Origin of the sequence: Streptomyces kronopolitis, from assembly GCF_050953795.1 — a bacterium.
In the GTDB taxonomy this organism is placed as follows: domain Bacteria; phylum Actinomycetota; class Actinomycetes; order Streptomycetales; family Streptomycetaceae; genus Streptomyces; species Streptomyces kronopolitis_A.
On record NZ_CP191850.1, the window covers coordinates 2373494 to 2398792 of the forward strand.

The window sequence follows — 25299 nt, forward strand, 5'->3', positions numbered from 1 at the left end:
GGTCCCGTGGGTCAGTGCGCGGAGGGCGTGGCGAGCAGCTCGCGCAGTTCGGTGACCGCCTCGCGGAGCCGGTCGGCGAAGGTCCGCATCCGGTCGGCCACCGGCAGCGGGGTGGACAGGTAGAGGTGGAAGCGGTCGGGCAGCAGGACGTAGGCGACGCCGATACAGCGGCTGCTGGTGGAGCCGAAGCCGAAGTACTGGATGTGGGTGGACGGCGCGGAGCTGGTGCTCAGGTAGTCGTCACGCATCGTCAGCCAGCCGGGCGACCGGTAGAGGGCGGGCTGTTCGGTCACGCCCAGCTCCGCGCCGCGCCGCCGCTGGATCAGCTCCAGCTCCCACAGGTGCTGCTCGGGCGCCTCGCCGACCTGGCACTCCTTGGCGCGGGCGACGTGTGCGGCCGCGGCGGCCCGGAAGGCGGCCCGGCGGGTGTCCGCGGAGGCCGAGGGGTCCTCCATGGCGGCGACGAACTCCTGGATCTCGGGGGTGACCACCCGCATCGCCTCGGTGCGGCCTCGGCGGTACTGCCGGGTGGCGATGGACTCGTAGGTGGCGCCCAGGTGGCCCTTGGCGCGCTGGTGGGCCAGCTGGTAGGCGAGCTGGACGAAGGCGTCGGGCGAGGTGCCCAGCTCCTTGGCGGTGGTGCTGCCGAAGTCGTCGAAGGAGACGGTGCGGGTGGCGGTGTGCGCGCCGTACGCGGCGAAGGCGTCCGCGGCGGCGCGCACCCGGTCGCGCAGGGCGTCGTCCAGGTCGAAGACCAGCGGCTCCACGGCCGGGAGCCCCTGGGAGCGGGCGCCGGAGCGGCGGGACTGTTCCTCGGCGGGGGTGCCGAGCAGGGCGTCGGTGAAGCCGAGGATGGTGGTGCCGTCGAGTTCGCAGTGCTCGACGTTGATGCCCGCGCGGCCGTCGGCGAAGACGATCAGGGACAGCGCCTTGTCGAACCAGCGGTTGCCGCGGTCGCCGTACAGCAGCTGGTCGCAGGCGTCCTGGACGTCGGCGGGGGCGAAGTCCTCCAGGCAGACGCAGAACAGCGCGGTCTCGATGTCCTCCAGCGCCGCCGCGTTGCCGGGGTGACGGTCGCGCAGCGACGCGCGGGCGGCGGCCCATTCGGCGCGGGCCATGGTGGTGAGGTGGCCCACCGAGGTGTCGGGCGCGGGGGGCTCGGCGCCGGCCTTGAGCACGGCGCGCAGCCCCGCTTCGAGGTCGTCCAGGTCGTGCGGAGTGCCGTCCGCGCCGAGCACGTCCATGCGGAACATGGCGCCCCGGTGGAAGACCACGATGTGCCGGGCGTCGGAGGGGCCGGGCCACTCGTCGGTGTAGGGGCTGCGGACGGTGTCCTGCCGCTCCCCGGGGATGCGGGTGGCGGAGAAGAGGTAGGCGTTCTGGACCATCGACTGGGCCCGGCCGCGCTGGACGGCGGGCGGGAGGAGGTCCTCGTCGAGCTGCCGCTTGTGGTCGACGGCGCCGGCGATCAGCCCGGCCGCCCGCGCCACCTGGGAGCGCGGCTCGCCCGGGCCCGGGTCCTGGAAGAGGAAGAAGAAGTTGGCGTTGAGGGCGATGCGGTCGCGGCGGCCCAGATAGCGGTAGGGCCAGAAGGTGTCGAGCCAGCTGTGGACGCCCGGCGTGGCGTCGTACTCCTCCAGTGCGGCCTGCAGCGCCCGGCCGGGGCCGCCGGGCCGGAGGAAGGCGGCCACCTCCGCCTCGGTCGCCGCCCGCTCCTCGGCGGTCAGCAGCGGCGCGCACCAGGCGAGGAACCGCTCACAGCTCGCCTCCAGGGTGGGCAGCGGCACCCGCGGCAGGGCGTCCTCCCGGGCGAAGATCGTCGTGGCTGCACTGTCCTGACGGGTATTCAATTCGGCTCTCTCGATTCGGATCGTGGGGCTGTGGCATCGGTGGGGTCGGTTCCCGCACCCTCGCATCGTGGCCCGCGCGGCCGGTTTTGCCGGGGAGCACGGGGGCGGGACACGGCCTCCCGGCCGGTCCGGCGGCGGGCCGCGGCCTAGTCCAGCAGCCGGTCGCCGCGCACGGCCCGGCCCTCGGCCGCCAGGTGTGCGGGCAGGACCCGGCCGAAGAGCTGCCGGGTGCGGGCCACGCTGCCGATGACGCCGGGGCGCCGGCTGTAGGCGAAGATCGCGGAGTGCCGCGCGGTCTCCCCCTGCACCGGGCTCACCCGGTGCAGGGAGTAGCGGCCCTTGAAGAGCTGCAGGTCACCGGGGTGCAGCGGGAGGCTGCGGGTCAGCCGCCCGCCGCGGCCGTCGAGGACGTCGCGGACATCGCCGAAGTTCTCGTCGTCGGCGGAGCGGATGTTCGGGCAGTACTCGAAGACGCCGCCGGCCGGTGCCTGCTGGGTGAGCATGCTGACGGTGAACTCGTTGGTGTCGAAGTGCCAGGGGTGCTCCATGCCGGGCTCGACGACGTTGAGGACCAGCCCGGAGAGCGGGTCGGCCAGTTCGTGCAGCCCGGGCAGGCCGAAGCAGCGCGCGATGAAGTCCTGGAAGGCCCGGTGCGCGTAGAGCCGGCCGATCAGGGACTCCCCGGGGATGCGGTCCCGGGCGACGAAGGCGTTGCCGCGCTGGAAGGTCCGGCGTCCCGGGTGGTCCTCGGGCAGCTCGGTGTCCACGGCGATGTTGTAGACGTTGACCGTCTCCGTCTCGAAGTGCGCCTGGGGGGCGAGGGCCGCGCACTCCTCCCGCAGGACCTCGCGCAGCGAGGGACGGATGAAGTCCGGCAGCACGGTGCAGCCGAGGGTGCGCAGTTCCCGCCGTGCGCGGGACATCACTGCCTGCCCCTCGGCACCGCCGGGATCCGACAGGGGGTAGCGGGCCGTGTCGACCACCTGGTCGAGCGTGATGGCTTGCAGAGTGCTCATTCGATCCTCTCCACGTGCGGGCAGACCGTCCCGGGCCGGATGCTCCCCGCCGGCCCGCGGTTTCATCCCGGACCGCCCCCACGAGGTGGCCGGTGCGGTCCCGCGCGCCGTCCGGTCCACACACCGGTCCCTTCGGCAACTCCACTGAGGAGTAACACAGTTGAAGCTCCCACAGGGGCGCGATGTTGTCTGTGACACGCCGCACTGCACCGGTGTGATCAGCGGCGTGCGGCGGCGGGATCGCGCCCGGCCGGGGGGGGGTGGGCGTCGACTGCGTCACTGTTTTATGCAACTTGTTGCATAAGGCTGGGCCGCTGGTCTACAACTGCTCTCACGACCACCGCGCCTGGAGGCCCCCCATGAGCCAGTACCCGCACCTGATGAGCCCGCTCGACCTCGGGTTCACCACCCTTCCCAACCGGGTGCTGATGGGGTCGATGCACATCGGCCTGGAGGAGGCGGAGAACGGCTTCGCGCGGATGGCCGCCTTCTACGCCGCCCGGGCGCGCGGCGGCGTCGGCCTGATGGTGACCGGCGGGATCGCGCCGAACGACGCGGGCCGGCCGTACGAGGGCGGGGCCAAGCTCACCACCGAGGCCGAGGCGGCGCAGCACCGGACCGTGACCGACGCGGTGCACGCCGCGGGCGGACGGATCGCGATGCAGATCCTGCACTTCGGGCGGTACGCGTACCACGCCGATCTGGTCGCGCCCAGCGCGCTCCAGGCGCCCATCAGCCCCTTCGTGCCGAACGCCCTCACCGACGACGAGGTCGAGCAGACCGTCGAGGACTACGTGCGCGCGGCGGAGCTGGCCAAGGCCGCCGGGTACGACGGGGTCGAGATCATGGGCTCGGAAGGCTATTTGATCAACGAGTTCATCGTCGGCGCGACCAATCAGCGCACCGACCGGTGGGGCGGCTCGTACGAGAACCGGATGCGCTTCCCGCTGGAGATCGTCCGGCGGACCCGGGAGCGGGTCGGCACGGACTTCATCCTCATCTACCGGCTCTCGATGCTGGACCTCGTCCCGGGCGGCTCCAGCCTGGACGAGGTGATCACCCTGGCCCGGGAGGTCGAGGCCGCCGGCGCCACGATCATCAACACCGGCATCGGCTGGCACGAGGCCCGCATCCCCACCATCGTGACCTCGGTGCCGCGCGGCGCCTACACCTGGGTGACCAAGCGGCTGATGGGCTCGGTCTCCATCCCGCTGGTGACCAGCAACCGCATCAACACCCCGGAGGTCGCCGAGGAGCTGCTCGCCGACGGGCGGGCCGACATGGTCTCGCTGGCCCGGCCCTTCCTCGCCGACCCGGACTTCGTCGCCAAGGCCCGCGACGGCCGGTCCGACGCGATCAACACCTGCATCGGCTGCAACCAGGCCTGCCTCGACCACACCTTCAGCGGCAAGATCACCTCCTGCCTGGTCAATCCGCGGGCCTGCCACGAGACCGAGCTGGTGCTCGCCCCCACCCGGCGGCGCAAGCGGCTCGCGGTGGTCGGCGCCGGCCCCGCCGGGCTCGCCTGCGCGGTCTCCGCCGCCGAACGCGGCCACGAGGTCACCCTGTTCGACGCCGCGGACGAGATCGGCGGGCAGCTGAACATCGCCAAGCGGATCCCGGGCAAGGAGGAGTTCGACGAGACCCTGCGCTACTTCCGCACCCAGCTGGCGCAGCACGGCGTGCAGGTGCGGCTGAACACCACCGTCACGGCCGGCGACCTCGGCGCCTTCGACGAGATCGTGGTCGCCACCGGTGTCACCCCCCGCACGCCGGAGATCGAGGGCCTCGACCACCCGAGCGTGGTCAGCTACCTGGACGTGCTGCGGGACGGAGCGCCGGTCGGCGACCGGGTGGCCGTCATCGGGGCGGGCGGCATCGGGTTCGACGTCGCCGAGTTCCTGACCGACGCCGGCGACGCGGCGAGCCAGGACCCGGAGACCTACTTCCGGGCCTGGGGCGTGGACACCACGTACGCCCGGCGCGGCGGCCTGCGCGCGCCCGAGCGCCCCAAGACACCGCGCCAGGTGCATCTGCTCCAGCGCAAGGCCTCCAAGGTCGGCGCCGGCCTCGGCAAGACCACCGGCTGGATCCACCGCACCGAGCTGCGCCACCGCGGCGTGACGATGGTCGCCGGGGCGACGTACGAGCGGATCGACGACGAGGGGCTGCACCTGACCGTGGACGGCACGGCCACCACGCTCCCCGTCGACACCGTCGTCCTGTGCACCGGGCAGGAGCCGCGCCGGGACCTGTACGAGGAGCTGCGGGCCGAGGGGCGCGCGGTGCACCTGATCGGTGGTGCGGACGTCGCCGCCGAGCTGGACGCCAAGCGGGCCATCGCCCAGGGCACGGAGCTGGCCGCGGCGTTGTGACCTGCCCGCCCGCCGCACGGTCCCGCCCTAGGATTCCCCCATGTCACTCCCGCACGCGATCCTCACCGCCCTGCTAGAGAAGCCGTCGTCGGGGCTGGAGCTGACCCGGAGGTTCGACCGGTCGATCGGCTACTTCTGGTCGGCCACGCATCAGCAGATCTACCGGGAGCTGGGGAAGCTGGAGGTGGCCGGATTCATCCGGGCGCTGCCCTGCGACCAGCCCTCGCGCGGGCAGAAGAAGCAGTTCGCGGTGTTGCCGGCGGGGCGCGCCGAGCTGACCCGCTGGGCGTCCGCCGAGCAGGAGTCCAAGCCCATCCGGGACGCGCTGCTGCTGCGGCTGCGGGCCTCGGCGGTGGTGGGGCGGGCCGGGCTCGATGAGGAGCTGCGGCGCCATCTGGCGCTGCACCGGCGGCAGTTGGCGGAGTACCAGGAGATCGAGGGCCGTGACTTCGGGGCCGCGGCGGGCCCGGAGGACCGGCTGCGGCGGCTGGTGCTGCGGGCCGGGATCGGTCTGGAGACCTTCTGGGTGGACTGGCTGGCGCAGGCGCTGACGGAGGTCGAGGACATGGACGCCGCCGAGCCCCCGCAGGACCGCCCGGGCGGCTGAGCCTCCCGGGGCACGGATGTGGGGCGGCCGGCCCCGGGGATGCCCCGGGGCCGGCCGCCCGGTAAGAGGTGCCTCAGCAGTGGTCGTAGAGGAGCGCGCGCACCAGGCGGCAGGTGGTGTCGGACGGGGCGTGGACCCCGATGTCGGCCGCAATGCCGCGGATCCGGTGGTTGGTGGCCTGCTCGGGGCGGTAGACGCCGGTGTCGAGCAGGGCTATGGCCAGCCGCATGGCCTTCAGGCGGCGGTTGTGCGATGCGTACCGCTCGCGCGGCCATCCGGCGGGCAGCGGCTTCCTGGGCAGCGGGTGGGCCGGGAGAGGCTTCGTGACGAGTGTGGCAGCGGCCATCGGCGACCTCCTGGAGCGTGGATGAACCCTCACTGACTGGTTCCCATTCTACTGGCCACCACTGACAAAAGCCCCTGGCCAGGGGGTATTTGGGCGCCGGGACGAGCCCGCCCGGCGGCGTGCGCCGGAGGCGGTGCGGACGGCGCTTCGAGGGACTCCCGGCGAGGGCGTCACGCGGCTCACGCGCCGGACGGCACGCGCGGGGGCAGCGTCTCCTCGGCCGCCGCGAGGATCTCCGTGACCCGCAGGCCGAAGCGGAGGTCGCAGGCGTTGGGCAGTCCGGTCGCGGCGGCGGCGAGCAGGGCGTCGACGGCGCGGTGGTAGGCCGCTTCCGGGCCGTCCAGGCGGCGCGGCAGGCAGGTGGTGCCCGCGGTGCCGCGCAGGGTGATCTCCACACCGGCCGCCGCGGCGGGGGCACTCAGCGCGAGCGTCGCGGTGCTGGCCGCGCCGCTGCCGTGCCGCATCGTCAGCAGCACCGCGTCGGCCGGGCCCCGGGCCGCGGTGACCGCCTCCACGTCGCCGAGGACCGCCAGGAGCACGGACAGCGCGTGCGGGCCGACGTCCCACAGGCCGCCCTTCTCCCGGCGCCAGGGCGAGTGCGCGTACGGGCCGGCGCCGTCCTCGGCGAAGACCGAGCCGAGCCAGTCGGCGTGTGCGGTGAACCAGCCGCCGGCCGCGGCCTGGGCGGCGATCCACTCCCCCTCCTGTGCCCCGAAGCGCGCCGTGAAGAAGACCACCGAGGCGACCCCCGCGCGGTCGGCGGCCGCGGCGAGCGCGCGGGCCTCGGGCACGGCGGTGGCGACCGGCTTGTCCAGGAGCAGATGGCAGCCGGCCTCGGCCGCGCGGACCGCCAACGGGGCCTGCACCGAGGGCGGCAGGGCGACGGCGACCGCGTCGCAGTCCGCGAAGAGCTCGTCGGGACTGTCGTACGGGCGGGTGCCGTGCACCTGGGCCAGCGCGGCGGCGGCCTCCGCCCGGCGGCCCCAGATCCCGGCGAGCTCGACGCCGGGGTGGGCGGCGAGGGTGGGGGCGTGGACGCGCCGCGCCCAGGGTCCGGTGCCGAGGAGTCCGATGCGCAGGGTCGTCATACGGGCCAGTGTCTCGCGGCGCGCCGCCCGGGGACCGGCTGCGGCGCGCTGGTGACGCCCGCGTGCCCCGGCCTCGCCATAACCCCCGAGAGCCCCGCGGGCGAGGGAATCCGAGGCTGCGAGATGCGAATACCTTCGAAATGCCGGGATGTCCGACCCGGTAACCTGCGGTTCACATATGGGCAACGGACGGGAAACGGCACGTTGCCAGAGTGCGGCAGTACGCCCGCCCCGGGCCCGCACCCACCCGCAGCAAGAGGAACCCCCGTGAGCATCAAGGCCGAATACCTCTGGATCGACGGCACCCAGCCGACCGCCAAGCTCCGCTCGAAGACCAGGATCCTCGCGGACGGGGACACGCTGCCGCGCTGGGGCTTCGACGGGTCCAGCACGAACCAGGCCGAGGGCCACGCCTCCGACCTCGTACTGGAGCCGGTCTTCAGCTGCCCCGACCCGATCCGCGGCGGCGACCACCTGCTGGTGCTCTGCGAGGTCCTGCACACCGACCTGACCCCGCACCCCTCCAACACCCGTGCGCTGCTGCGCCCGGTGGCGGAGAGGTTCGCCGGCCAGGAGCCGCTCTTCGGCATCGAGCAGGAGTACACCTTCCTCCAGGGCGAGCGGCCGCTCGGCTTCCCCGAGGGCGGCGGCTTCCCGGCCCCGCAGGGCGGCTACTACTGCGGGGTGGGCGCCGGCGAGATCTTCGGCCGGGAGATCGTCGAGAAGCACCTCGACCTGTGCCTCGCGGCCGGTCTGGGCCTGTCCGGGATCAACGCCGAGGTCATGCCCGGCCAGTGGGAGTTCCAGGTGGGCGCGCTGGCCCCGCTGGTGGTCTCGGACCACATGTGGGTGGCGCGCTGGCTGCTGCACCGGGTCGCGGAGGAGTACGGCGTCACCGCCTCGCTGGACGCCAAGCCGGCCCCGGGCGACTGGAACGGCGCCGGTGCGCACACCAACTTCTCCACCCGTGCGATGCGCGAGGGCTACGACGCGATCATCACCGCCTGCGAGGCGCTGGGCGAGGGCGACAAGCCGCTGGAGCACGTGCGCCGGTACGGCACCGGCATCGAGGACCGGCTGACCGGCGCGCACGAGACCGCCCCCTGGGACGCGTACTCCTACGGCGCCTCCGACCGGGGCGCCTCGGTGCGCATCCCCTGGCAGGTCGAGGTCGACAAGAAGGGCTACATCGAGGACCGGCGGCCGAACGCCAACGTCGACCCGTACGTGGTGACCCGTCTGATCGTGGACACCTGCTGCACGGAGCTGGCGCGGCGCGAGCAGATCTGACGCCGTCACGGCGGGGAGCTGCGGGGCCGGGCCGGCGGGGCCCGGCCCCGTCCCCTTCCCGTGCGCCGGGCGGCCCGGGCCTGTCGCCGGCGTCGGCCGGGGCCGGTTGTCGGTGGTGGCTGGCACGCTGGGGGCATGCTTGCGATCAACGTCAGGACCGAGACCGGGGCGGAGCGCGCCCATCCGCCGGCGGCCGAACTCGCCGGGCTGCTGCGGCGGATCGGCGCCGCCGACGACCATTTCGTGGTCGTCGAGCGGATACCGGCCCGGCCGCACGTCTTCGTGCAGACCTGGCGGGAGGGCGGGGGCCCGTTCGCCGTGGAGTACCGCGACGGCGCCCCCGAGCGGCACTTCAGCGCGGAGTGCGCCGACGCCGAGCAGGTCGTGGCGGTCTTCCTGGACTGGGCTCGGGGCGGGGACGCCTGGCGCGGTGCGCTCGACTGGCGGCCGGCGGACCTCTTCGCGACGCCCGGCCTGGATCCCCGCACCCGCGCGGCCGCCGAGGCGCAGGCCCGCAAGGACATGCGCTCCGGTTTCCGCCGGGCCCACGAGGTCGCGCAGAGCGTCTGTGACGTGCTCGATCCGGAGGACCCCCCGGTCACTCCCGACGAGGCGCGGCGGATCGTGGCCGGCCTGTGGGAGGAGCGGCTGACCGAGCAGGAGCGGTGGCCGGAGGTGACCGGCGCCGACCGGGTCGTGCGGGCCTTCGCCGCCCTGGATTCCCAGGGGCTGACCGCCCGGATGCACTTCACCTGTTGCAGCAACTGCGCGCTGGCGGAGATGGCCGCCGAACGCCGCGCGGGCGACCGGGGTTTCGTCTTCTTCCACTACCAGGACACCGAGGCCGCCGCGGACGGCCAGGGGCTCTCGGTCCGCTACGGCGCCTACGCGGACTCCGGGGAGGCACCCGGCGCGGCGCGCGCCGAGGTCGGGCGGACGGTGGCGGCGGCGCTCACCGCGGCGGGGCTGCCGGTGGAGTGGGACGGCGACCCGGACCGCGTCATCGAGGTCACGCCGCTGGACTGGCGCAAGCGGCTGCCGACGGGAGCCTGAGATGTCCGTGTCCGCACGGCGGTTGCCGGGGCGGAGCGTGCCGGCGCGGGTGCGCCCGGCCGCCGTCCCCCGGCTCGCGCCGCTCTACGTCGGCGCCGTCCAGCTCGGTGCGTATGCCGCGGCGCGGCTGCCCGGCCGGCGGCGCACGGAGCTGCTGCGTGCCCACTCCACCAACGTCGTCAATCTGCGGGCCGGCCGGTGGCGGACGCTGGCGACCAGCGCCCTTCTCGTCGAGCGCCCGCTGCCGCTGCCGTACGCCGCCGCGCTGCTCACCGTCCTGGGGACGGCCGAGGCGCGCTGGGGTGTCCGGCGTGCGGCAGGGGTGTTCGCGGCCGGCCACGCCGGTGCCTCGCTGCTGGTGTACGCGGGGCTGCGCGGGCGGGTGCGCACGGATCCACCGGACGCGACCGCGCGGGCCGTCGACGTCGGCGTGAGTTACGGCTTCCACGCCACGCTCGGCGCGCTGGCCGCGGCCGTCCCGCACCGCCGCACGCGAGCCGTGGCGGCCACCGGCCTGCTGGCCCTGGGTGCCCTTCCCGTGCTGCGCCGGACCCGGACGTTCACCGACGCCGGGCATCTGGCGGCGACGGCCCTGGGAGTGCTGTGCGGAGCCGGGTCGGCGAGACGGGCCGGATCCTCCTGAGCCCGGTGCCCGGGCGGCCGGCGCACGGCGGATTCGCGTCACACCGCGGGCCGCACCGGGGACAGAACACCGGCCGTCTGGTTCAATGGGGCCATGGCCAGCCTCAATGACACCGCGACGGGTCGCAGCGACCTCGAGCCGTTCTGGCCGTCCCGGCAGGCGCACGCCTTCGACCGTCTGTGTTGCCGCGCGCACTGAGCGCGGGCCCGCACCTCCCTCTCGCCGACGCCGCCGACCGGCGCCGCACGCCCTGCCCGCGCGCATGACGTCCCCCGACGCCCCTTCGCGCGAAAGCTGACCGTGATGAACGTCCGTACCCTGACCGCCCCTTCCGCGACGACCGCCGTGCCCGCCCCGCACGGCCATCGCCACCGGCTGCGCGCCGTGGCCCCCCACGAGGCCGTCCCCTCGCCCGCCGCCTCCCCCGCCGCGGGCGCCGCGCCCCCCGGTGTCCCCTCCGTGGCCGACCTGCTGGACTCCGGCGCCACCTGGATCCCCGCGCCCCAGCACAGCCTGCCCGCGCTGCCCGGACAGCCGCCGATGGTCGGCTATCTGGTGCTCGTCCCGGCCGAACAGGCCGCCGCCCCGCAGCCGGCCGCCGCCCCCGGGCCGCCGGCCCCGACCGGTGACGGGATCGTGCGGATCGACCCCGAGCGGCGCACCGCGCAGGTCCACGGCCGCCCGCTGGATCTCACCTACCTCGAATTCGAGCTGCTGGCGCACCTGGTGGCGCATCCGCACCGGGTGCACACCCGCGACCAGCTGGTGACCACGGTGTGGGGCTACGGCCATGTCGGCGACGGCCGCACCGTCGATGTCCATGTCGCCCGGCTGCGGCGCAAGTTGGGCGCCGCGCACCGGTCGTCGATCGTGACGGTGCGGCGGGTGGGCTACAAGTACGTGCCGGTGGGCTGAGCTCCGGCCTCAGACGCCCTCCGGCTCCTCCCGCCGGGGATGCGGCCGGGCGGGGAGCCGCTCCCCCGTCCGGCCGGATGCCGCTTTCCCGCCGCGGCCGCGCCGCCGGCGCGGGCCCGGTGGGCGTACCGCCGCCGTGCCCCGCCGGTGCAGCGCGCCCACGCCGCCCGCCACCAGCAGGCCGGCGCCGGAGGCCAGCAGCATTCCCACGACCGGGGAGTCGGTGAACGCCGTCCCGCCGAAGCCGCCGAGCGCGGCGCTGCACACCGCCCAGAGGCCCGCGCCGACCGCGTCCAGGACGACGAAGCGGCGCAGCGGAAGGCCCACGCTGCCGGTGGACAGCGTGGCGACCACCCGGCCGCCGGGCACGAAGCGGCCGGCGATGATCAGCAGGGCGGCGTGCCGTTCGACCATGGCGCGGGCCCTGAGGTGTCGGGCCCGGCCGCGTGCCCCGCGCAGCAGCCGGGCGAGCGCGCGCGGACCCGCGCGCCGCCCCACCGCGTAACCCAGGCAGTCACCGGCCAGCGCCCCGGCCGCCGCGACGCCCGCCAGCAGCGCGAGCAGCGGCGGATCCGGGCCGATGAGCACCGCGAGCAGGACGACGGTGGTCTCGCTCGGCATGAACGGCAGCAGGGCGTCGAGGCCGGACACCAGCAGGACGAGCAGCCACAGCCAGGGCGAGTCCAGCATGCCCTGGAGCGGCTCGGTGAGCTGATCGAGCCGGTCGAGCTGGTCAAACATGGGCCGGGGTGGCCGGGACGGAAGCGACCGGGGCGGGCGCCCGCCGGGCCGCCGCCACCGCCGGCGCCTGCGGGCCGCCGCGGACCGCCCGTGCGGCAAGGGCCGCCAGCTCCCGCCGGTCCAGGTCCGTGGCCACGGCGGTCAGCGCCGGATGCGCGGTGACGCGGATGGTCAGCTCACGGGCGGCGAGCACCCGGCGCAGCGAGCCGGCGAAGGTGTCCTCGCCGCAGAACGCGGCCGCCGTGCTGGTCCGGCCCTGCTGGGTGTAGCCGAGGGTCACCGGGCGGACCGGCGCGCCCGCGTCGAGGGCGGCCTGGAAGGTGGCCCGGCGGAAGTCGCCCTGTGCGGCGGTGCACCAGGTGGTGGCCTGCGGGAAGACCGCCACCGACCGTCCGGAGCCGAGCAGTTCGGCGACCTGGCGCACGGTGTCGGGCAGCCGCCGGGGGTGGGTGCGGTCGATGAAGTGCGTACCGGCCCGGCGGGCGAGGCCGCCGACCACCGGCCAGGTGCCGACCTCGCGCTTGGCGAGCAGGGTGACCGGTTCGACGGCGAGCAGGGCGAGGATGTCGAGCCAGGAGATGTGGTTGGCGACGACGAGGGTGCCGGGGCCGGTCCCGGCGCTGAGCCCGGTGGCGCCCTCGAGGCGGATGCCGAGCGCGTCGAGCAGCGCCGCGGCGTGCCCGCGCAGCCGTACCGGGTCGGCCAGCCGCTCCCCGTCGGTCAGCGCCCGCCGCACGGTGTGGGCGAACACGGCGCCGCGGCGGGCGCGGACGGGCGCCGGAACGCGCGGGGCGGCGTGGACGGCGCAGTGCGGGGTGCAGTCGGAGGAGACGTCCCAGGGGCCGTTCACCGCTCCTCGCCGAGGAAGTAGCGCCGGTAGCGGTCGTCCAGCCGCTCCATGTCCAGCACGACGAAGAAGTCGGCGACGTCGAACTCGGGGTCGTGGGCGGGTGCGCCGCAGATGACGGCGCCGATGCGCAGGTAGCCGCGGAGCAGCGGCGGCAGCTGGGCGAGACCGGGGCGGCCGGGGAGCGGGGTGGCCGCGTGCCAGGGGTGGTGCGGGGTGACCTGGAGTCCGGGCGGGGCGGCGTAGCGGGTGCGGCCCAGTTCCCAGGCGTGGGTGGCGGCGGTGCCGCCGTCGGCGAGCGGGACGGAGGCGCAGCCGGCGAGGTAGCGGTGCCCGGAGAGCAGGGTGTAGCGGGCGAGCGCGGCCCACATCCGGGTCATCACGGCGCCGTTGCGGTGGTCGGGGTGCACACAGGAGCGGCCGGCCTCGATGAGGGAGGGGCGCAGCCCGGCCAGGGCGCCGAGGTCGAACTCGCCGTCGGAGTAGAGCCGCTCGCTGCGCCCGGGCGGCAGCAGCCGGTAGGTGCCGACCACCTCGCCGGTGGTGGTGTGGGTGACGATGAGGTGGTCGGCGAGTGCGTCGACGTCGTCGATGTCGTGGCCGGCCAGCGGCGAGTGCAGGGTGGCGCCCATCTCGTCGGCGAAGACCCGGTGGCGCAGCCGCTGGGCGGCGCGGATCTGTGCGGTGCTGCCGGCGATCTCCGCGGTGTAGCCGGAGGCGGCCGCCGGGGCCGGTTCGGCGGGCACGGGAGTGACGGCCGTGGGGCCGGGGGCGGGAGTGGGGACGGGGACGGCGGACGCGGTCGATGCCACGCTCATGGAGCCCTCCATGGGGAGTGGGGAGGCGGTGCGAGTCGACGGGCGGTGCGGCGGCGGGCCGGCCACCATGCGGTGCCCGGGGCGGCGCCACATGTGGGCGCACCCCGGTGACCTGGCCCTTCTCCACGCGGAAGACTGTCCCCGGGCCCGCCGGCCGGGCGCGTGAAGCCCAGGGAGCGAAGGGATGAGGGTCCGCCGAACTCTGGTCGCCGCCGTTGCGGGGCGGCTCCCGGGACCGGCACCCCCGGCCTGCCCCGAAGGCCGGTCCTGACCGGGCCTGTGGGGCGTCCCGGCCGGTGCCGGAGCGGCTCCGGGGGCGGCCGGGACGGGCCGGGGCGCACTTGGAGCGCGGCTGACGGCCCGTTAGCGTGCCCCCCACACCCGCGACCGTTGTAACCACCGAGCAGTGGGGGCACACGTGAGCCGACCGTCACGACGCGCAGTGCTGGGGACCGCCGGAGCGATCGGTGCGGGGGTGGCGCTCGGCGGGGCCACGCCCGCCCCCGGGAGGACCGGCCGCCGCCCGGAGGGGGCACCGGCGTACGACACCGCACCGGCCCGGGCCGCGCTGGCCCGGCTGCTGCCCGGGCACGCCGACCAGTTCCGGCTGGTGGCGCTCGCCCCGGACGGCGCCGGCGACCGCTTCCGCGTCGAGGGCCGGCCGGGCCGGATCACGGTCGCCGGGACCAACCCCGCGGTGCTGCTGACCGGCGTCCACTGGTACCTCAAATACACCTGCCGGGCGCATCTGACCTGGGCCGGCGACCAGGTGGGCCTGCCCGCCCGGCTGCCCGCCCCGGCCTCCCCCGTCGCGCGCGCCACCGCGCTGCCGCACCGCTTCGCCCTCAACGACACCCACGACGGCTACACCGCCCCCTACGCCGACTGGCCGCGCTGGGAGCGGATGATCGACGTGCTGGCGCTGCACGGGGTCAACGAGGTGCTGGTCACCCCGGGCTCGGAGGCCGTCTACCACCGGCTGCTGACCGGCTTCGGCTACTCCGACGCCGAGGCCCGCGCCTGGATCCCGGCGCCCTCGCACCAGCCGTGGTGGCTGCTGCAGAACATGAGCGGCTACGGCGGCCCGACCAGCGCCGAACTGATCGCCAAGCGGGCCGAGTTGGGCCGCCGGATCACCGGCCGGCTGCGCGAACTGGGCATGCGCCCCGTCCTGCCCGGCTACTTCGGCACCGTCCCCGGCGGTTTCGCCGCCCGCAACCCCGGCGGCCGCACCGTGCCGCAGGGCACCTGGTCGGGGTTGGCCCGCCCCGACTGGCTCGATCCGCGCACCGGGGTCTTCGCCGAGGTGGCCGCCGCCTTCTACCGCCACCAGGAGCAGCTCCTGGGCGCCGCCGACCACTTCAAGATGGATCTGCTGCACGAGGGCGGCGACCCCGGCGACGTCCCGGTGCCGGACGCCGCGCGCGCCGTCGAGAGGGCGCTGCGCACCGCCCGCCCCGGCGCGACCTGGGTGATCCTGGGCTGGCAGAGCAATCCGCGGCGCGATCTGCTGGACGCCGTCGACCACGACCGGATGCTGATCGTGGACGGCCTCAGCGACCTGGAGACGGTCACCGACCGGGAGCGGGACTGGGGCAGGGTCCCGTACGCCTTCGGCTCCATCCCCAACTTCGGCGGCCGCACCACCCTCGGCGCCAAGACGCACGTCTGGGCCGAGCGCTTCCCGGCCTGGCGCGACAAGCCGGGCAGCAGACTCGCCGGGACCGCGTACATGCCGGAGGCTGCCGAGCGCGACCCGGCCGCGTTCGAGCTGTTCAGCGAACTGGCCTGGCGCGAGCGCCCGGTGGACCGCGCCGCGTGGTTCGACGGCTACGCCGACCTGCGCTACGGCGCCCGCGACGAGGGCGCCCGCGCCGCGTTCGCCGCGCTGGGCACCAGCGCCTACGAGATCTCCAGCAAGGACGGCCGCCCGCACGACTCGGTCTTCGCCGCCCGCCCCGACCTGGCCGCCCGCTCCGGCACCGTCTACGCCACCCACACCCCCGCCTTCGACCCGGCGGCCTTCGACACCGCCTTCGCCGCGCTGCTGACCGTCCGCCCCGCGCTGCGCGGCTCCGACGCCTACCGCCACGATCTGACCGACGCCGCCCGCCAGGCGCTGGCCAACCGGTCCTGGCAGCTGATCGGGCAGCTCCAGGACGCCTACCGGCGCAAGGACCGGGCCACGTTCCGGGCGCTGTCCGGGCTGTGGCTGCGGCTGATGCGGCTCGGCGAGGACGTCACCGGCGCCCACCGGCAGTTCCTGCTGGGGCCGTGGCTGGCGGACGCCCGGGCGATGGCGTCCGGCCCCGAGGAGGCCGCGCGCCTGGAACACGGCGCCCGGGCGCTGCTCACCACCTGGGCGGACCGCGCCACCGCCGACGGCGGCGCGCTCGCCAACTACGCCAACCGCGACTGGCACGGCCTGATCGGCGAGGTCCATCTCCCGCAGTGGCGGGACTACCTGGCCGAACTCGCCGACGCGCTGGCGGCGGACCGGCCGCCGAAACCCTTCGACTGGTACGCCCGGGAGGAACCCTGGACCCATGAGCGCACCGCGCACCCGCTGCACCCCACGACCGAGGCTCACCGCACCGCCCAGCGGGTCCACGACACCCTCGCCCGAGCCCCCTACCAGGGCACCGTCACCGTCACCGCGAGCCCGTCCGCGCTGCCGCCGGGCGGCCGCGCCACCGTCACCGCGGCGCTGCGCAACGTCAACGGGCTGCGGGCGACCGGCCGGGTGGACTTCGCCCTGACCGGCGTCGAGGCCGCCGCGCGGGGCCCGGTGTCGCTGCCCTCGCTCCCGCCCGGCGGCACCGGCCGGGCCCGCTGGGAGGTCACCGCGCCCGCCGGCCCGCTCACCGACCCGCTGGAGGCGCTGCCGTACACCCTGACCGCCGACTACGGGCCGCAGGGCGAGCCACGGGTGCGCGCCGCCCACCACGGCACCCTGTTCACGGCCGGGCCGCTCGACCGCGAGCTGCGCACGGTCACCACCAACGCGGCGGTCTTCGGCCAGCTCGGCGACCGGTTCGCGGTCAACGGCGCGGGCGCGGACCTGTGGAAGGCCACCGCCGAGTTCGGCGCGGTCTACCGGCCGGGCGCGCTCGCCGCGGGCGGCACGGTGACCGCCGAGGTGACCGCGCAGGAGGCGACCGGCCCGTGGGCCCGCGCCGGTCTCGTCGTCCGCAACCGGCTGGCCACCCCCGCCGCCGGCTCCCCCGGCGCCCTCGGCTTCCTCAACCTGTCCGTGACGCCCGCCAACGGCATCGTGCTGTCCTACGACTCCGGCGGCGACGGCACCCTGGACACCTACCGGCGGCTGGCCGGCATCGCCGCGCCCGTCCTGCTGCGGCTGACCCGCGGCCCGGACGCGGGGCGCTCCGGCACCTACACCGGCGCCTGCTCCACCGACGGCGGCGCCACCTGGCGCGAGATCGCCACCGTCACGGTCCCCGGGGCCGCCGCCCGGCAGGACACCGGGCTGCACCAGTCGGCCGCCAACTCCGGTACCGGGGACCGCGGATCGGCCACCTTCCGTCGCTGGACGGTCACTGGAAGCACCTCCCGGCACCGCGTACGCTGACCCCAACGCACCACGAATGAGGGGATGACGGTATGAGTGCCGCAGCGGAGAAAGAGTGGCTCTACGCCCTGGACATCTCCGACGCCACCTGGCAGCGCGCCCCGGGCGACGCGGAGGAGGCGGTGGAGATCGCCTTCCTGGAGCGCGGCGCGGTCGCCATGCGCAACTCCACGGACCCCGGTGTGGTGCTGCGCTACACCGAGGCGGAGTGGCGGGCGTTCGTCCTCGGCGCGCGCGACGGTGAGTTCGACCTGAAGCACTGACGCCGCGCTCCGGGCCGCGGCCGGGCGGCCGCCGCGGGGCACACCGCGGTGGCCGCGGCCGTGCGCGGCGGTCCGCCGGGGCCCGCGCGGGGCCGGTGACCATCACAGGATTCACTCGTTTCACCGAACGTGAAGCAGCAGCAGAAACAGCAGCAGGCGACACCCCGGCGTGTGGACCGCCCCTCCCCCGCCGGCGGCGAGGAGTTCGGCGACGTCATCGACGTCGAGCAGGCCGAAGCGGCGCTGGTGGAGCACTACCCCCGGCTGGTCCGGCTGGCCTATCTCGTGCTGCCGCCCGGCCGCAGCCGCGGCCGCCGGGTGCTGGCCGCGCACGGTGTGGTGCAGCGGACCCTGCCGCGCCAGCGCAGCTCCACCCGCGGGCTGGGGCTGCCCGCCCAGCGCGCCGGCACGGACGCGGCGATCGACCCCGGCTACGCCTTCGTCCGCCTGCGGGTCCTGCGGGCCGCCCTGTCCGGCCGCCGCGCGCTGCGCAGGCCACCGCTGTTCCCCCAGGTCTGGGGCCTGCGGCTGTTCCCGCGGTCCGGCGGCGCGGACGAACTCGCGCTGGACCAGGCGCTCTCGGCGCTGTCCGGACCGGCCCGGGCGGCGTTCGTGCTGCGTGATCTGGAGCGGCTGAGCCCGCCCGAGGCGCGCCGGGTGCTGGAGGCCGCCGGGGTGACCCACGCCCGTGAGGCGCTCGACGAGGCGGACCGGGCCGCGACGCCGGCCGGCAGCCGGGACCGCTCGCTGCTGGAGTCGGCGGAGTTCGACCCCTGCGCGCTGCAGGCCCGGCCGACGGATCTGATCCGGCGGCGGCAGCACGGCCGGGCGGTGCTGGCGGCGAGCGCGGCGGTGCTGGTGTGCGGGGCGCTGCTGGGCATGCCGGGCGACGGCTGGGGCCCGGACGGCGCCGCCGCCCCGCCCTACGCGCAAAACGCCGCGTCCGAGGCGGCCCTGGACCCCGGGAAACTGACGGTCAGCTCCGCGACCGCCTGGAAGCGGGCCGCGCGGCAGGACTTCGCCGCCTGGCCCGCCCGCGGCGACCGGATCCACGACAAGGCGCTGCTGCGGCGGGCGCTGGCCGTGTGGGCCAGGCCGGGCGCCGGGGTGCAGGTGTCGGCGACGCCGGGGACCGCGGCGGGCCCGGCGGCCGGACCGGCCCAGCTGCTGTTCGCGGGGGTGGTCGACCACGCCGTGGTGGTACTGCTGCACGACGGGCTGCGGGTGGTGCGCTACGCGGAGGCCGCGGACGGCGGGGGCCAGGGCGACGGCACGGGTGCCGCGCTGGACTTCGCCCGGGTGGACGGCGCGGCCGGCGACGCGGCGAGCGCGCTGGTGGTCAGCCGTACGCAGGGCAATGTGCGCTATCTGACCGCGCCCTGGGTGAAGTCGGCGCGGCTGGCCGACCTCGTGCAGCCGGACGCGCCGGGCCAGCCGGTGACGATCGGGGCGGGCGGCGTCACGACCCCCGTGCCCACCCCGCAGCCCGCGGAGAAGTGCACGACCTGGCCGGCGCTGCGGACCGGCGGCGGCCCGTTGCTGACCGACCTCGGTGAACTTGCCCCGGCACGGCTGACGTACGGCACGCCACGCAAGCCGGGCGGGGTGACCACCCGGCCGGCCCGGACCGCCTGGGCGCGTACCGCCTGCCAGCTGGCCACGCTGCGCGGGCAGGGCGTACGCACGGTGAACGCCTGGGAGTTCGCCCGTCAGCCGCTGCCCGCGGGCTCCGGCCTCGCGGCCTGGCTGTGCACCCGCGCGGAGACCTGGCGCGGCGCGGGCAGCCGCGCGATGGCGCAGATCCAGACCCCGGCGCCGCACGGTGCGCCCTACGCGGCGGGCGCGGTCACCGCGCGCGCCGAGGGCGGAACGGCCTGCGGGCCGCGGGCGCCCCGGGCGCTGGCCGGGGTCCTGTGGAAGTCCCCCGCCGGCACCTGGTGGCTGTTGGCCGCCGGCAGCCGGCAGGTCACCTCGATCACCGCCCGGGACGGCGTGCACGCCGAGGCCGCGGGCCGCTTCCTGGCGGCCCCCGCCAAGGCGGGCGACCGCGCGGAGCTGACCGGCCGGCTGGCGACGGGCGGACGGATCGAGGCCCTGCACTGAGCGGCGAGGGAGCGCGCGAACCGGCCGAAGCGCCCCCCACTTCCGGCGGGTACGACGCCAAAAGCGCAGGTCCGTGCCCGATTCGTGATTCCGGAGGCGATTCCGTGACGCGGCCCGGATCGTTAGGGTGGTCGGTATGACGACCGTGGCGCGCCGCAGGATGGGTGTCGAGGAGCGGCGCGAGCAGTTGATCGCCGTCGCTCTCGACCTCTTCAGTCACCGTTCGCCCGAGGGCGTGTCGATCGACGAGGTCGCCGAGGCCGCCGGGATCTCCCGCCCGCTGGTCTACCACTACTTCCCGGGCAAGCAGCAGTTGTACGAGGCCGCACTGCGGTGGGCCGCCGACGAGCTGACCGCGCGCTTCATGGAGCCGCACGAAGGCCCGCTCGGCGCGCGGCTGTTGCGGGTCATGGAGCGCTTCTTCGACTTCGTCGAGGAGCACGGCCGGGGGTTCTCGGCGCTGATGCGCGGCGGCCCGGCGATCGGCTCGGGCCGCACCGGCGCGATGATCGACGGCGTCCGGCAGGCCGCCCTCGAGCAGATCCTCGCCCACCTCGACGTCTCCCGCCCGTTCCCGCGCCTGGAGATGGTGGTCCGCTCCTGGGTCTCGCTGGCCGAGACCACCGCGCTGCTGTGGCTGGACGGGCGCCGGGTGCCGCGCACGGAGCTGGAGCGCCAGCTGGTGCACGACTTCGCGGCGCTGGCGGCGGTGAGCGCGGCGTACGACGCGCGGATGGCGCAGGTGGTCCGCCGGATACTCGCCGACGAACCGGAGAACGGGATCTTCGCCGATCTGGTGGGACGGCTGATGGACCTGCCCGAACCGGTCTGAGCGCCGGGCCCGGCGCCACGGCGTCCGGTCCGGTCCGGGACAATCCCGGCATGGACCTCACCTTCCGGCTCGCCGACGACGCCGATCTGCCCGCCCTGGTCGCCCTGTACGACGCCGCGGCCCGCTGGATGCAGGACCACGGCATCGCCCAGTGGAAGCCCGGCGAGAAGGACGAGGACCACTTCCGCCGGCGCCGCGCGGACGGCGAGGTCTGGCTGGCCGAATCCGCCGGACACCTGGTGGGCGCCTACGAACTCTGGTGGCAGGACGAGGCCGCCTGGGGCGCCCGTCCGCCCGACGCCGGCTATGTGCACCGCCTGATGATCGCCCGCGACCACGCCCCGCCCGACACCGGCCGGGCACTCCTCACCCACGCCGAACACCGCATCGCCCGAACCGGCCGCACCCGGTCCCGCCTGGACTGCGTCTCCTCCAACCCCCGCCTGCGCACGTACTACGAGGCCGCCGGCTACACCGTCGTCGGCGAACAGCCCTTCAAGCGCGGCACGGGCGGCAGCAAGTACGCGGTGACACTGCTGGAGAAGCGGATTCGGGGCTGAGCCGGGGCGGGCTGCGCGCGGGCCCCGGCGCGCTCGTCCTCGGCTGCCCCTCAGCCCCGCCGGAAGACCGCGACCGTGCGGGCCGGGACGGTGAAGGTGCCGGTGGGGCGGGTGTAGGACGCGGTGGCGGTGGTGGGGTCGGAGCCGTGGGCCTGGAGGGGGTGGAGGGCGTAGGGGGTACCGGCGAGGCGGTGGACGGTCTGGTGCTGTTGGCGGGGTGTGGCGTTGAAGAGGATGACGAGGTTGCCGAGGCGCATGGTGAGGACGCCGGGAGTCTCGTGTTTCCCGGACAGGGGGAAGGAGAGCGACTGCTGTACCGCGGCGGTGGTGGGCAGGCCGAAGGCCGGTTCGGTGGCGTGGATGCGGAGCAGGTCGCGGTAGGCGGCGGAGGTGTGGCGGATCGTGTCGCAGCCGGGGCGCAGGGCGGGGTCGGCCAGCAGCGGCCGGGCGTAGGGCCACGAGGCCCTGTTGTCGGCGGCCGGGGGCAGTCCGCGGCCGAAGCCGTTGCCGTCGGCGCAGTTCCAGTGCAGGGCGTTGAACCAGTCGCCGCTGTCGAAGGAGTTGCGGTCCAGGGACTTGGAGCGCAGGAGGTCGGAGCCCGCCTGGGAGAGCGCGGGGCCCTGGGAGAGGGCGGCGGTGGCCAGCGCGAGCACCTGCATGCGGGAGCGGTCGGCGGGGCCGGTGTGCGGCGGGAGTTTGTGGGCGAGCGCGTCGTAGAGGGTCTCGTTGTCGTGGGCGTCGGCGTAGGCGAGCGCGTCACCGGGGGCGGCGGCGTAACCGGCCGGGGAACCGTTGTAGTCGACGCCGGAGCCCTTCACCCGGTGGCCGGCGCTGTCGGTGAAGGTGAAGTCGGCGAGGTTGCCGGTGAGGCCGACCTTGAGGAGGTCCTGGTAGTGGAGCAGCCGGGCGCGCTGTGCGGCCGGACTGCCGTTGGCGGGTGAGGAGTTGGGGTCGGTGTACAGGCCGGAGGCGAAGCCCTGGACGCGGGGGTCGGCGTCGAAGGGGCTGCCGCCGCGTACGGCGTCACGGGCGCGGTCCGAGAAGGTCGCGATACCGGTGCCGGCCATGTGCCGCTGGGTGGCCTGGACGAAGCGGGCGTCGTTCGCGGCCTCGCCGAAGTTCCAGCCCTCGCCGTAGAGGATGACCGACCTGCCGTCCACCCCGTCCCTGGCCGGGGTCAGCGCGTCCAGGGCCTTGCGGACGGCGAGGAGGTTGGCCTTGGGCTGGTGTCCCATGAGGTCGAAGCGGAAGCCGTCGACCTTGTACTCCTTGGCCCAGGTGACGACGGAGTCGACCACGAGCTTGCCCATCATGGTGTGCTCGGTCGCGGTCCCCGCACAGCAGGTGGAGGTGGCCACGCCGCCGTCGTCCTGCAGCCGCTGGTAATAGCCGGGGACGATGCGGTCCAGTACGGAGTGCGGGTCCTGGCCGCTGGCGGCGGTGTGGTTGTAGACCACGTCCATGACGGTGCGCAGCCCGGCCCCGTTCAGCCCCTGCACCATGCGCCGGAACTCGACGGTCCGGGCGGTGCCTTCCGGGTCGGAGGCGTAGGAGCCCTCGGGGACGGTGTAGTGGAGCGGGTCGTAGCCCCAGTTGTAGGCGTCCCGGCCGGCCGTCTTGGCGACGCATGCCTGCTGGCGGTCGGAGTCGGGAGCCGCGGAGGCGAGGTCGCAGCCGGGGCGGGCCCGGTCGGCGCGGCGCTCGGGGACGGTCGCGAAGTCGAAGGCCGGCAGCAGATGGACGTAGGACGTGCCGGCGCGGGCGAGGGAGCGCAGATGGCGCATGCCGTCGGAGTGCCGGTCGGTGAACGCCAGGTACCGGCCCCGGTGGTGGGAGGTGCGGTCCTCCACGGAGAAGTCGCGGATCTGCAGTTCCTGGATGCGGGCCCGGCGCAGCGGGACCGCGGCGGGCTTGCGCAGCCCTGACCAGCCGGGCGGGGCGAGCCCTGGGGCGGCGAGGTCGACGACCAGGCTGCGCGCCGAGTCCGCGGTCAGCGCGGTGGAGTAGGGGTCGGTGACCTCGTTGGTGACGGTCCTGCCGACGGCGGGCGCCCAGACGGTGACCCGGTAGCGGTACGGCTTCCCGGCCCAGTCGCGCGCCCCGCGCACCCGCCACACGCCGCTGGCCCCGTCCCGGCGCATCGGGACCGTACGGCCGCCGAGTTCGAGGGCGACGGTGCGGGCGGTGGGCGCCCAGACGGCGAGGGTGGGGCGGCCGTCGCGCCCGAAGACCGGTCCCAGGGCGGCGTGTCGGGCACGGGAGCCGTACAGGTCGTCGAGGACGCCGGGTATCTGGACGCCGGTGGTGGTGCGCCGCCCGTCGGCGGTGCGCTGGGTGGCGTGCAGCGCGCCGCGCAGGGCGGTGCGGGCCAGGGCGCGGTCGCGGGGGTCGACGGTGAAGGCCGGGTCGTGCGTGAGGTGCGGATAGGCGAGGCGTTCGGAGGGGCTCAGGCGGCCCGGGACGAGCCGGATGTGCGCGCCGTGGGTAGCGAACTCCAGCCGGGCGGCGCGGTGTTCGGCGCCCTTCCAGACCACGGTGTCGCGGTCGATCCACTGCGCCATGGCCTTTTCCTGCCCGGACGGCGCGGCCGCGGCCGGTTGCGGCGGGGGCGAGAGAAGCAGCGCCGTCGCGCCGAGGACCAGGGCGAGGACGGCGGCCGGGTGCCGACGGGACCGGCGGGTGGTGGAGGACATGGGTCATGGTTCTATCCGCGCCGAAAGGGCGATGCAAGACCTTACGCAAGACATTGCAAGGGTGTTACGTTCCCTCGGAAGCCGGTCCGGCCGGCCGGAGACCCGCCACGGCGGGCCCTACGCGCCCGGCCGGCCGGACCGGCGCCACCCGGGAGCCCGGACGACCCGCACGGGCGCCGGCACGGCACCCTCACAGCCCCCGCCCCACGACCAACTCCCCACCTCCACACCCACCTTGCGCGGCAAATCGATGGTGCGGGGCGGGAGGACATGGTTGGCTTCGCCAGGGCACGCCAGGTACGTGCCCACCTAGGGGGAATCATCATGAAGTTCCGTATCGGCGGAGCATCGACCGTGCTGGCCGTCCTGCTGACCGCCGCTTCGATCGTGCCGGCCCAGGCCGACGACCACCGCGAGCCGGCGAGCAGCTACCGGGCGGTCCAGGCCCGGAGCGCGCACGGCTTCCTGACCAAGGGGGACTACGCCCACTTCTCGCACACCGTGAGCAAGACGGTCAACGCGCACGGCTGGTGGAAGAAGATCGACGGCCCGGCGACACATGCCAAGATCACCATCTGGCTGCAGGTCAAGACCGGCTCCAAGTGGAAGACTCTCGACAAGGGAGTCAAGACCGTGCCGCCGGGCGGCGGAAGCAACAAGCGTGCGGTCGCCAACTGGAAGTGCACCAACCTGATCGTGAAGAACCACTTCCGCACGGTGGTGGACGCGGACATCGTCGGCTATCCGGACAGCCCCGAGAAGCTCGTGACCAAGACGCAGACGCTGTACTGCGGCATCTAGCACCCGGCCGCGCTCGGATCCGGTCGGGTACGGAAAGGCCCCTGGCGTGTACTACGAGACCCTTGTCGCCGTGCACGGAGTGCTCGACCGGTATCCGTGGGCGTCGCACCTCAGCTGCGAGGACACCGGAAGCGAACTGTACGACCTCGCCCTGCGCAGGTCGGAGGCGTACGGCTGGTACTCCACCGGCGGCTGGACCTACCCGTACCGGGGCTGGGGCGAGGCGCGCGTCGTCCAGGACCCGGGCCGCTGGGCCGACTGCCTGGCCGGCGGGGACTGGACGCAGGACGGGCAGGTACGGGAGCTGGCCTGGATGTCGGCGGACATCCCCCGCGACGTCCGGGAGCCGCGGCTCCCGGTCCTGCACGTGACGCGCGTCCTGTCGGACGCGCTGAACCGGCTCGGGCACGTCCGGTTCACCGGGCTGCACGCCGTCCTCCCGCTGCACGAACTCGTCGGTGACGCCTCCGACGACCTGGCGGAGATGCGGAAGTGGTTCGCGCTCGCCGACCCGTCCGCGTCGGTGGCGGTGAGTGTCACCGCCGCCACCGGCACCGCGGGATGGGGCAAGGAGACGGCCGTGCGTGACGCCGTCGCGGAGCGGCTCGGTGACCTCGTGGACGTCGGCCTCGCCACCGGGGGGCTCGACCTGTCCGGCATGGCGGACACCGACGGCGAGCACGGCTACCGCAAGGGACGCGAGCGGGGCGTGCTGCGGTTCGTGTGCCGGGTGCGGGAGTGGTCGCCGGATGTCGCGGTGTGGCTGGTGGAGGTCGTGGGCGATGCCTTGCGCGCGGTCGGGTGCGCGGAGCAGGTGGTGGTGACCGCCTCGGTGGCGTCCGGGACCGCCGCCCGCCCCTGAGCCACCG

The 25299-nt window shown here is 75.1% G+C and carries 21 protein-coding genes; 13 read left to right on the top strand and 8 right to left on the bottom strand.

What is annotated here, in order from left to right; all coding sequences use genetic code 11:
• Positions 1-11 precede the first annotated feature (11 nt).
• Positions 12-1916 carry a choline/carnitine O-acyltransferase gene (locus tag ACQP17_RS10390; protein ID WP_433855996.1) on the bottom strand — a complete coding sequence of 635 codons (1905 nt, stop codon included), beginning with the start codon at positions 1914-1916 and terminating at the stop codon, positions 12-14.
• Between the two features lie 80 nt (positions 1917-1996).
• The gene (locus tag ACQP17_RS10395) at positions 1997-2866 is read right to left on the bottom strand and encodes a HalD/BesD family halogenase (RefSeq protein ID WP_433855997.1); all 870 of its coding nucleotides are present in this window, start codon (positions 2864-2866) and stop codon (positions 1997-1999) included.
• A 359-nt stretch (positions 2867-3225) separates the two neighbouring features.
• Between ACQP17_RS10395 and ACQP17_RS10400 the strand changes: the two genes are divergently transcribed.
• Entirely contained in the window at positions 3226-5241 is a 2016-nt protein-coding gene (locus ACQP17_RS10400; RefSeq protein ID WP_433855998.1) for an FAD-dependent oxidoreductase, read from the top strand.
• Between the two features lie 40 nt (positions 5242-5281).
• Positions 5282-5848 (top strand): PadR family transcriptional regulator, encoded by a 567-nt coding sequence (locus ACQP17_RS10405; protein ID WP_433855999.1) that lies wholly within the window; start codon positions 5282-5284, stop codon positions 5846-5848.
• Between the two features lie 73 nt (positions 5849-5921).
• Here ACQP17_RS10405 and ACQP17_RS10410 read toward each other — a convergent pair whose 3' ends face one another.
• The gene (locus ACQP17_RS10410) at positions 5922-6194 is read right to left on the bottom strand and encodes a hypothetical protein (protein WP_433856000.1); all 273 of its coding nucleotides are present in this window, start codon (positions 6192-6194) and stop codon (positions 5922-5924) included.
• 179 nt (positions 6195-6373) lie between these two features.
• Positions 6374-7282, bottom strand: coding sequence for a Gfo/Idh/MocA family protein (locus ACQP17_RS10415; RefSeq protein WP_433856001.1), 909 nt, complete (start codon positions 7280-7282; stop codon positions 6374-6376).
• Between the two features lie 267 nt (positions 7283-7549).
• Here ACQP17_RS10415 and glnII point away from each other — a divergent pair, with 267 nt between their 5' ends.
• The 4 genes from glnII (at position 7550) to ACQP17_RS10435 (ending at position 11183) form a co-directional block, all read left to right on the top strand.
• The gene (gene glnII / locus ACQP17_RS10420) at positions 7550-8572 is read left to right on the top strand and encodes a glutamine synthetase (RefSeq protein ID WP_433856002.1); all 1023 of its coding nucleotides are present in this window, start codon (positions 7550-7552) and stop codon (positions 8570-8572) included.
• A gap of 135 nt (positions 8573-8707) precedes the next feature.
• Positions 8708-9625, top strand: coding sequence for a DUF6891 domain-containing protein (locus ACQP17_RS10425; protein ID WP_433856003.1), 918 nt, complete (start codon positions 8708-8710; stop codon positions 9623-9625).
• A gap of 1 nt (position 9626) precedes the next feature.
• Positions 9627-10268, top strand: coding sequence for a rhomboid-like protein (locus ACQP17_RS10430; protein WP_433856004.1), 642 nt, complete (start codon positions 9627-9629; stop codon positions 10266-10268).
• Between the two features lie 300 nt (positions 10269-10568).
• Positions 10569-11183, top strand: coding sequence for a winged helix-turn-helix domain-containing protein (locus tag ACQP17_RS10435; protein WP_433856005.1), 615 nt, complete (start codon positions 10569-10571; stop codon positions 11181-11183).
• Positions 11184-11192: 9 nt separating this feature from the next.
• Here the strand turns inward: ACQP17_RS10435 and ACQP17_RS10440 are convergent, their stop codons facing one another.
• Genes ACQP17_RS10440 through ACQP17_RS10450 form a run of 3 tightly spaced genes read right to left on the bottom strand, consistent with a single transcriptional unit; the run spans position 11193 to position 13589 of the window.
• Entirely contained in the window at positions 11193-11924 is a 732-nt protein-coding gene (locus ACQP17_RS10440) for a DedA family protein (protein WP_433856006.1), read from the bottom strand.
• The gene (locus ACQP17_RS10445; RefSeq protein ID WP_433856007.1) at positions 11917-12774 is read right to left on the bottom strand and encodes a lysophospholipid acyltransferase family protein; all 858 of its coding nucleotides are present in this window, start codon (positions 12772-12774) and stop codon (positions 11917-11919) included. Before ACQP17_RS10445 ends, ACQP17_RS10440 begins: the two co-directional genes overlap by 8 nt.
• Positions 12771-13589, bottom strand: coding sequence for a GNAT family N-acetyltransferase (locus ACQP17_RS10450; protein WP_433856008.1), 819 nt, complete (start codon positions 13587-13589; stop codon positions 12771-12773). The genes ACQP17_RS10445 and ACQP17_RS10450 overlap by 4 nt, the downstream gene beginning before the upstream one ends.
• 418 nt (positions 13590-14007) lie before the next feature.
• On the opposite strand from ACQP17_RS10450, the gene ACQP17_RS10455 reads away from it, so the two are divergent.
• The 5 genes from ACQP17_RS10455 to ACQP17_RS10475 all read left to right on the top strand — a co-directional run bounded on the left by ACQP17_RS10455 (position 14008) and on the right by ACQP17_RS10475 (position 20936).
• Positions 14008-17178 carry an alpha-N-acetylglucosaminidase TIM-barrel domain-containing protein gene (locus ACQP17_RS10455; protein WP_433856009.1) on the top strand — a complete coding sequence of 1057 codons (3171 nt, stop codon included), beginning with the start codon at positions 14008-14010 and terminating at the stop codon, positions 17176-17178.
• A 32-nt stretch (positions 17179-17210) separates the two neighbouring features.
• A complete protein-coding gene (locus ACQP17_RS10460; protein WP_329151726.1) occupies positions 17211-17441 on the top strand; it encodes a DUF397 domain-containing protein in 231 nt (76 codons plus the stop codon).
• Positions 17442-17570: 129 nt separating this feature from the next.
• Positions 17571-19544 (top strand): hypothetical protein, encoded by a 1974-nt coding sequence (locus ACQP17_RS10465; protein ID WP_433856010.1) that lies wholly within the window; start codon positions 17571-17573, stop codon positions 19542-19544.
• A gap of 136 nt (positions 19545-19680) precedes the next feature.
• On the top strand, positions 19681-20376 hold the full coding sequence (locus tag ACQP17_RS10470; RefSeq protein WP_433856011.1) for a TetR/AcrR family transcriptional regulator: 696 nt from the start codon (positions 19681-19683) through the stop codon (positions 20374-20376).
• 50 nt (positions 20377-20426) lie between these two features.
• Positions 20427-20936 (top strand): N-acetyltransferase family protein, encoded by a 510-nt coding sequence (locus ACQP17_RS10475; RefSeq protein WP_433856012.1) that lies wholly within the window; start codon positions 20427-20429, stop codon positions 20934-20936.
• Positions 20937-20986: 50 nt separating this feature from the next.
• On the opposite strand, the gene pulA is transcribed toward ACQP17_RS10475, so the two are convergent.
• On the bottom strand, positions 20987-23629 hold the full coding sequence (gene pulA / locus ACQP17_RS10480; RefSeq protein WP_433856013.1) for a pullulanase-type alpha-1,6-glucosidase: 2643 nt from the start codon (positions 23627-23629) through the stop codon (positions 20987-20989).
• Between the two features lie 324 nt (positions 23630-23953).
• Here pulA and ACQP17_RS10485 point away from each other — a divergent pair, with 324 nt between their 5' ends.
• Together ACQP17_RS10485 and ACQP17_RS10490 are read left to right on the top strand one after the other, a co-directional pair.
• A complete protein-coding gene (locus tag ACQP17_RS10485; RefSeq protein ID WP_433856014.1) occupies positions 23954-24430 on the top strand; it encodes a hypothetical protein in 477 nt (158 codons plus the stop codon).
• Positions 24431-24476: 46 nt separating this feature from the next.
• Positions 24477-25292 (top strand): hypothetical protein, encoded by an 816-nt coding sequence (locus ACQP17_RS10490; RefSeq protein ID WP_433856015.1) that lies wholly within the window; start codon positions 24477-24479, stop codon positions 25290-25292.
• Positions 25293-25299: the final 7 nt, after the last annotated feature.

Coding starts and splice junctions, on each gene's coding strand:
- ACQP17_RS10405 (WP_433855999.1), top strand. CDS start 5,282: ATGTCACTCCCGCACGCGATCCTCACCGCCCTGCTAGAGAAGCCGTCG.
- ACQP17_RS10415 (WP_433856001.1), bottom strand. CDS start 7,282: ATGACGACCCTGCGCATCGGACTCCTCGGCACCGGACCCTGGGCGCGG.
- ACQP17_RS10390 (WP_433855996.1), bottom strand. CDS start 1,916: ATGCGAGGGTGCGGGAACCGACCCCACCGATGCCACAGCCCCACGATC.
- ACQP17_RS10460 (WP_329151726.1), top strand. CDS start 17,211: ATGAGTGCCGCAGCGGAGAAAGAGTGGCTCTACGCCCTGGACATCTCC.
- pulA (WP_433856013.1), bottom strand. CDS start 23,629: ATGTCCTCCACCACCCGCCGGTCCCGTCGGCACCCGGCCGCCGTCCTC.
- ACQP17_RS10470 (WP_433856011.1), top strand. CDS start 19,681: ATGACGACCGTGGCGCGCCGCAGGATGGGTGTCGAGGAGCGGCGCGAG.
- ACQP17_RS10430 (WP_433856004.1), top strand. CDS start 9,627: ATGTCCGTGTCCGCACGGCGGTTGCCGGGGCGGAGCGTGCCGGCGCGG.
- ACQP17_RS10425 (WP_433856003.1), top strand. CDS start 8,708: ATGCTTGCGATCAACGTCAGGACCGAGACCGGGGCGGAGCGCGCCCAT.
- ACQP17_RS10440 (WP_433856006.1), bottom strand. CDS start 11,924: ATGTTTGACCAGCTCGACCGGCTCGATCAGCTCACCGAGCCGCTCCAG.
- ACQP17_RS10410 (WP_433856000.1), bottom strand. CDS start 6,194: ATGGCCGCTGCCACACTCGTCACGAAGCCTCTCCCGGCCCACCCGCTG.
- ACQP17_RS10450 (WP_433856008.1), bottom strand. CDS start 13,589: ATGAGCGTGGCATCGACCGCGTCCGCCGTCCCCGTCCCCACTCCCGCC.
- ACQP17_RS10400 (WP_433855998.1), top strand. CDS start 3,226: ATGAGCCAGTACCCGCACCTGATGAGCCCGCTCGACCTCGGGTTCACC.
- ACQP17_RS10395 (WP_433855997.1), bottom strand. CDS start 2,866: ATGAGCACTCTGCAAGCCATCACGCTCGACCAGGTGGTCGACACGGCC.
- ACQP17_RS10485 (WP_433856014.1), top strand. CDS start 23,954: ATGAAGTTCCGTATCGGCGGAGCATCGACCGTGCTGGCCGTCCTGCTG.
- ACQP17_RS10475 (WP_433856012.1), top strand. CDS start 20,427: ATGGACCTCACCTTCCGGCTCGCCGACGACGCCGATCTGCCCGCCCTG.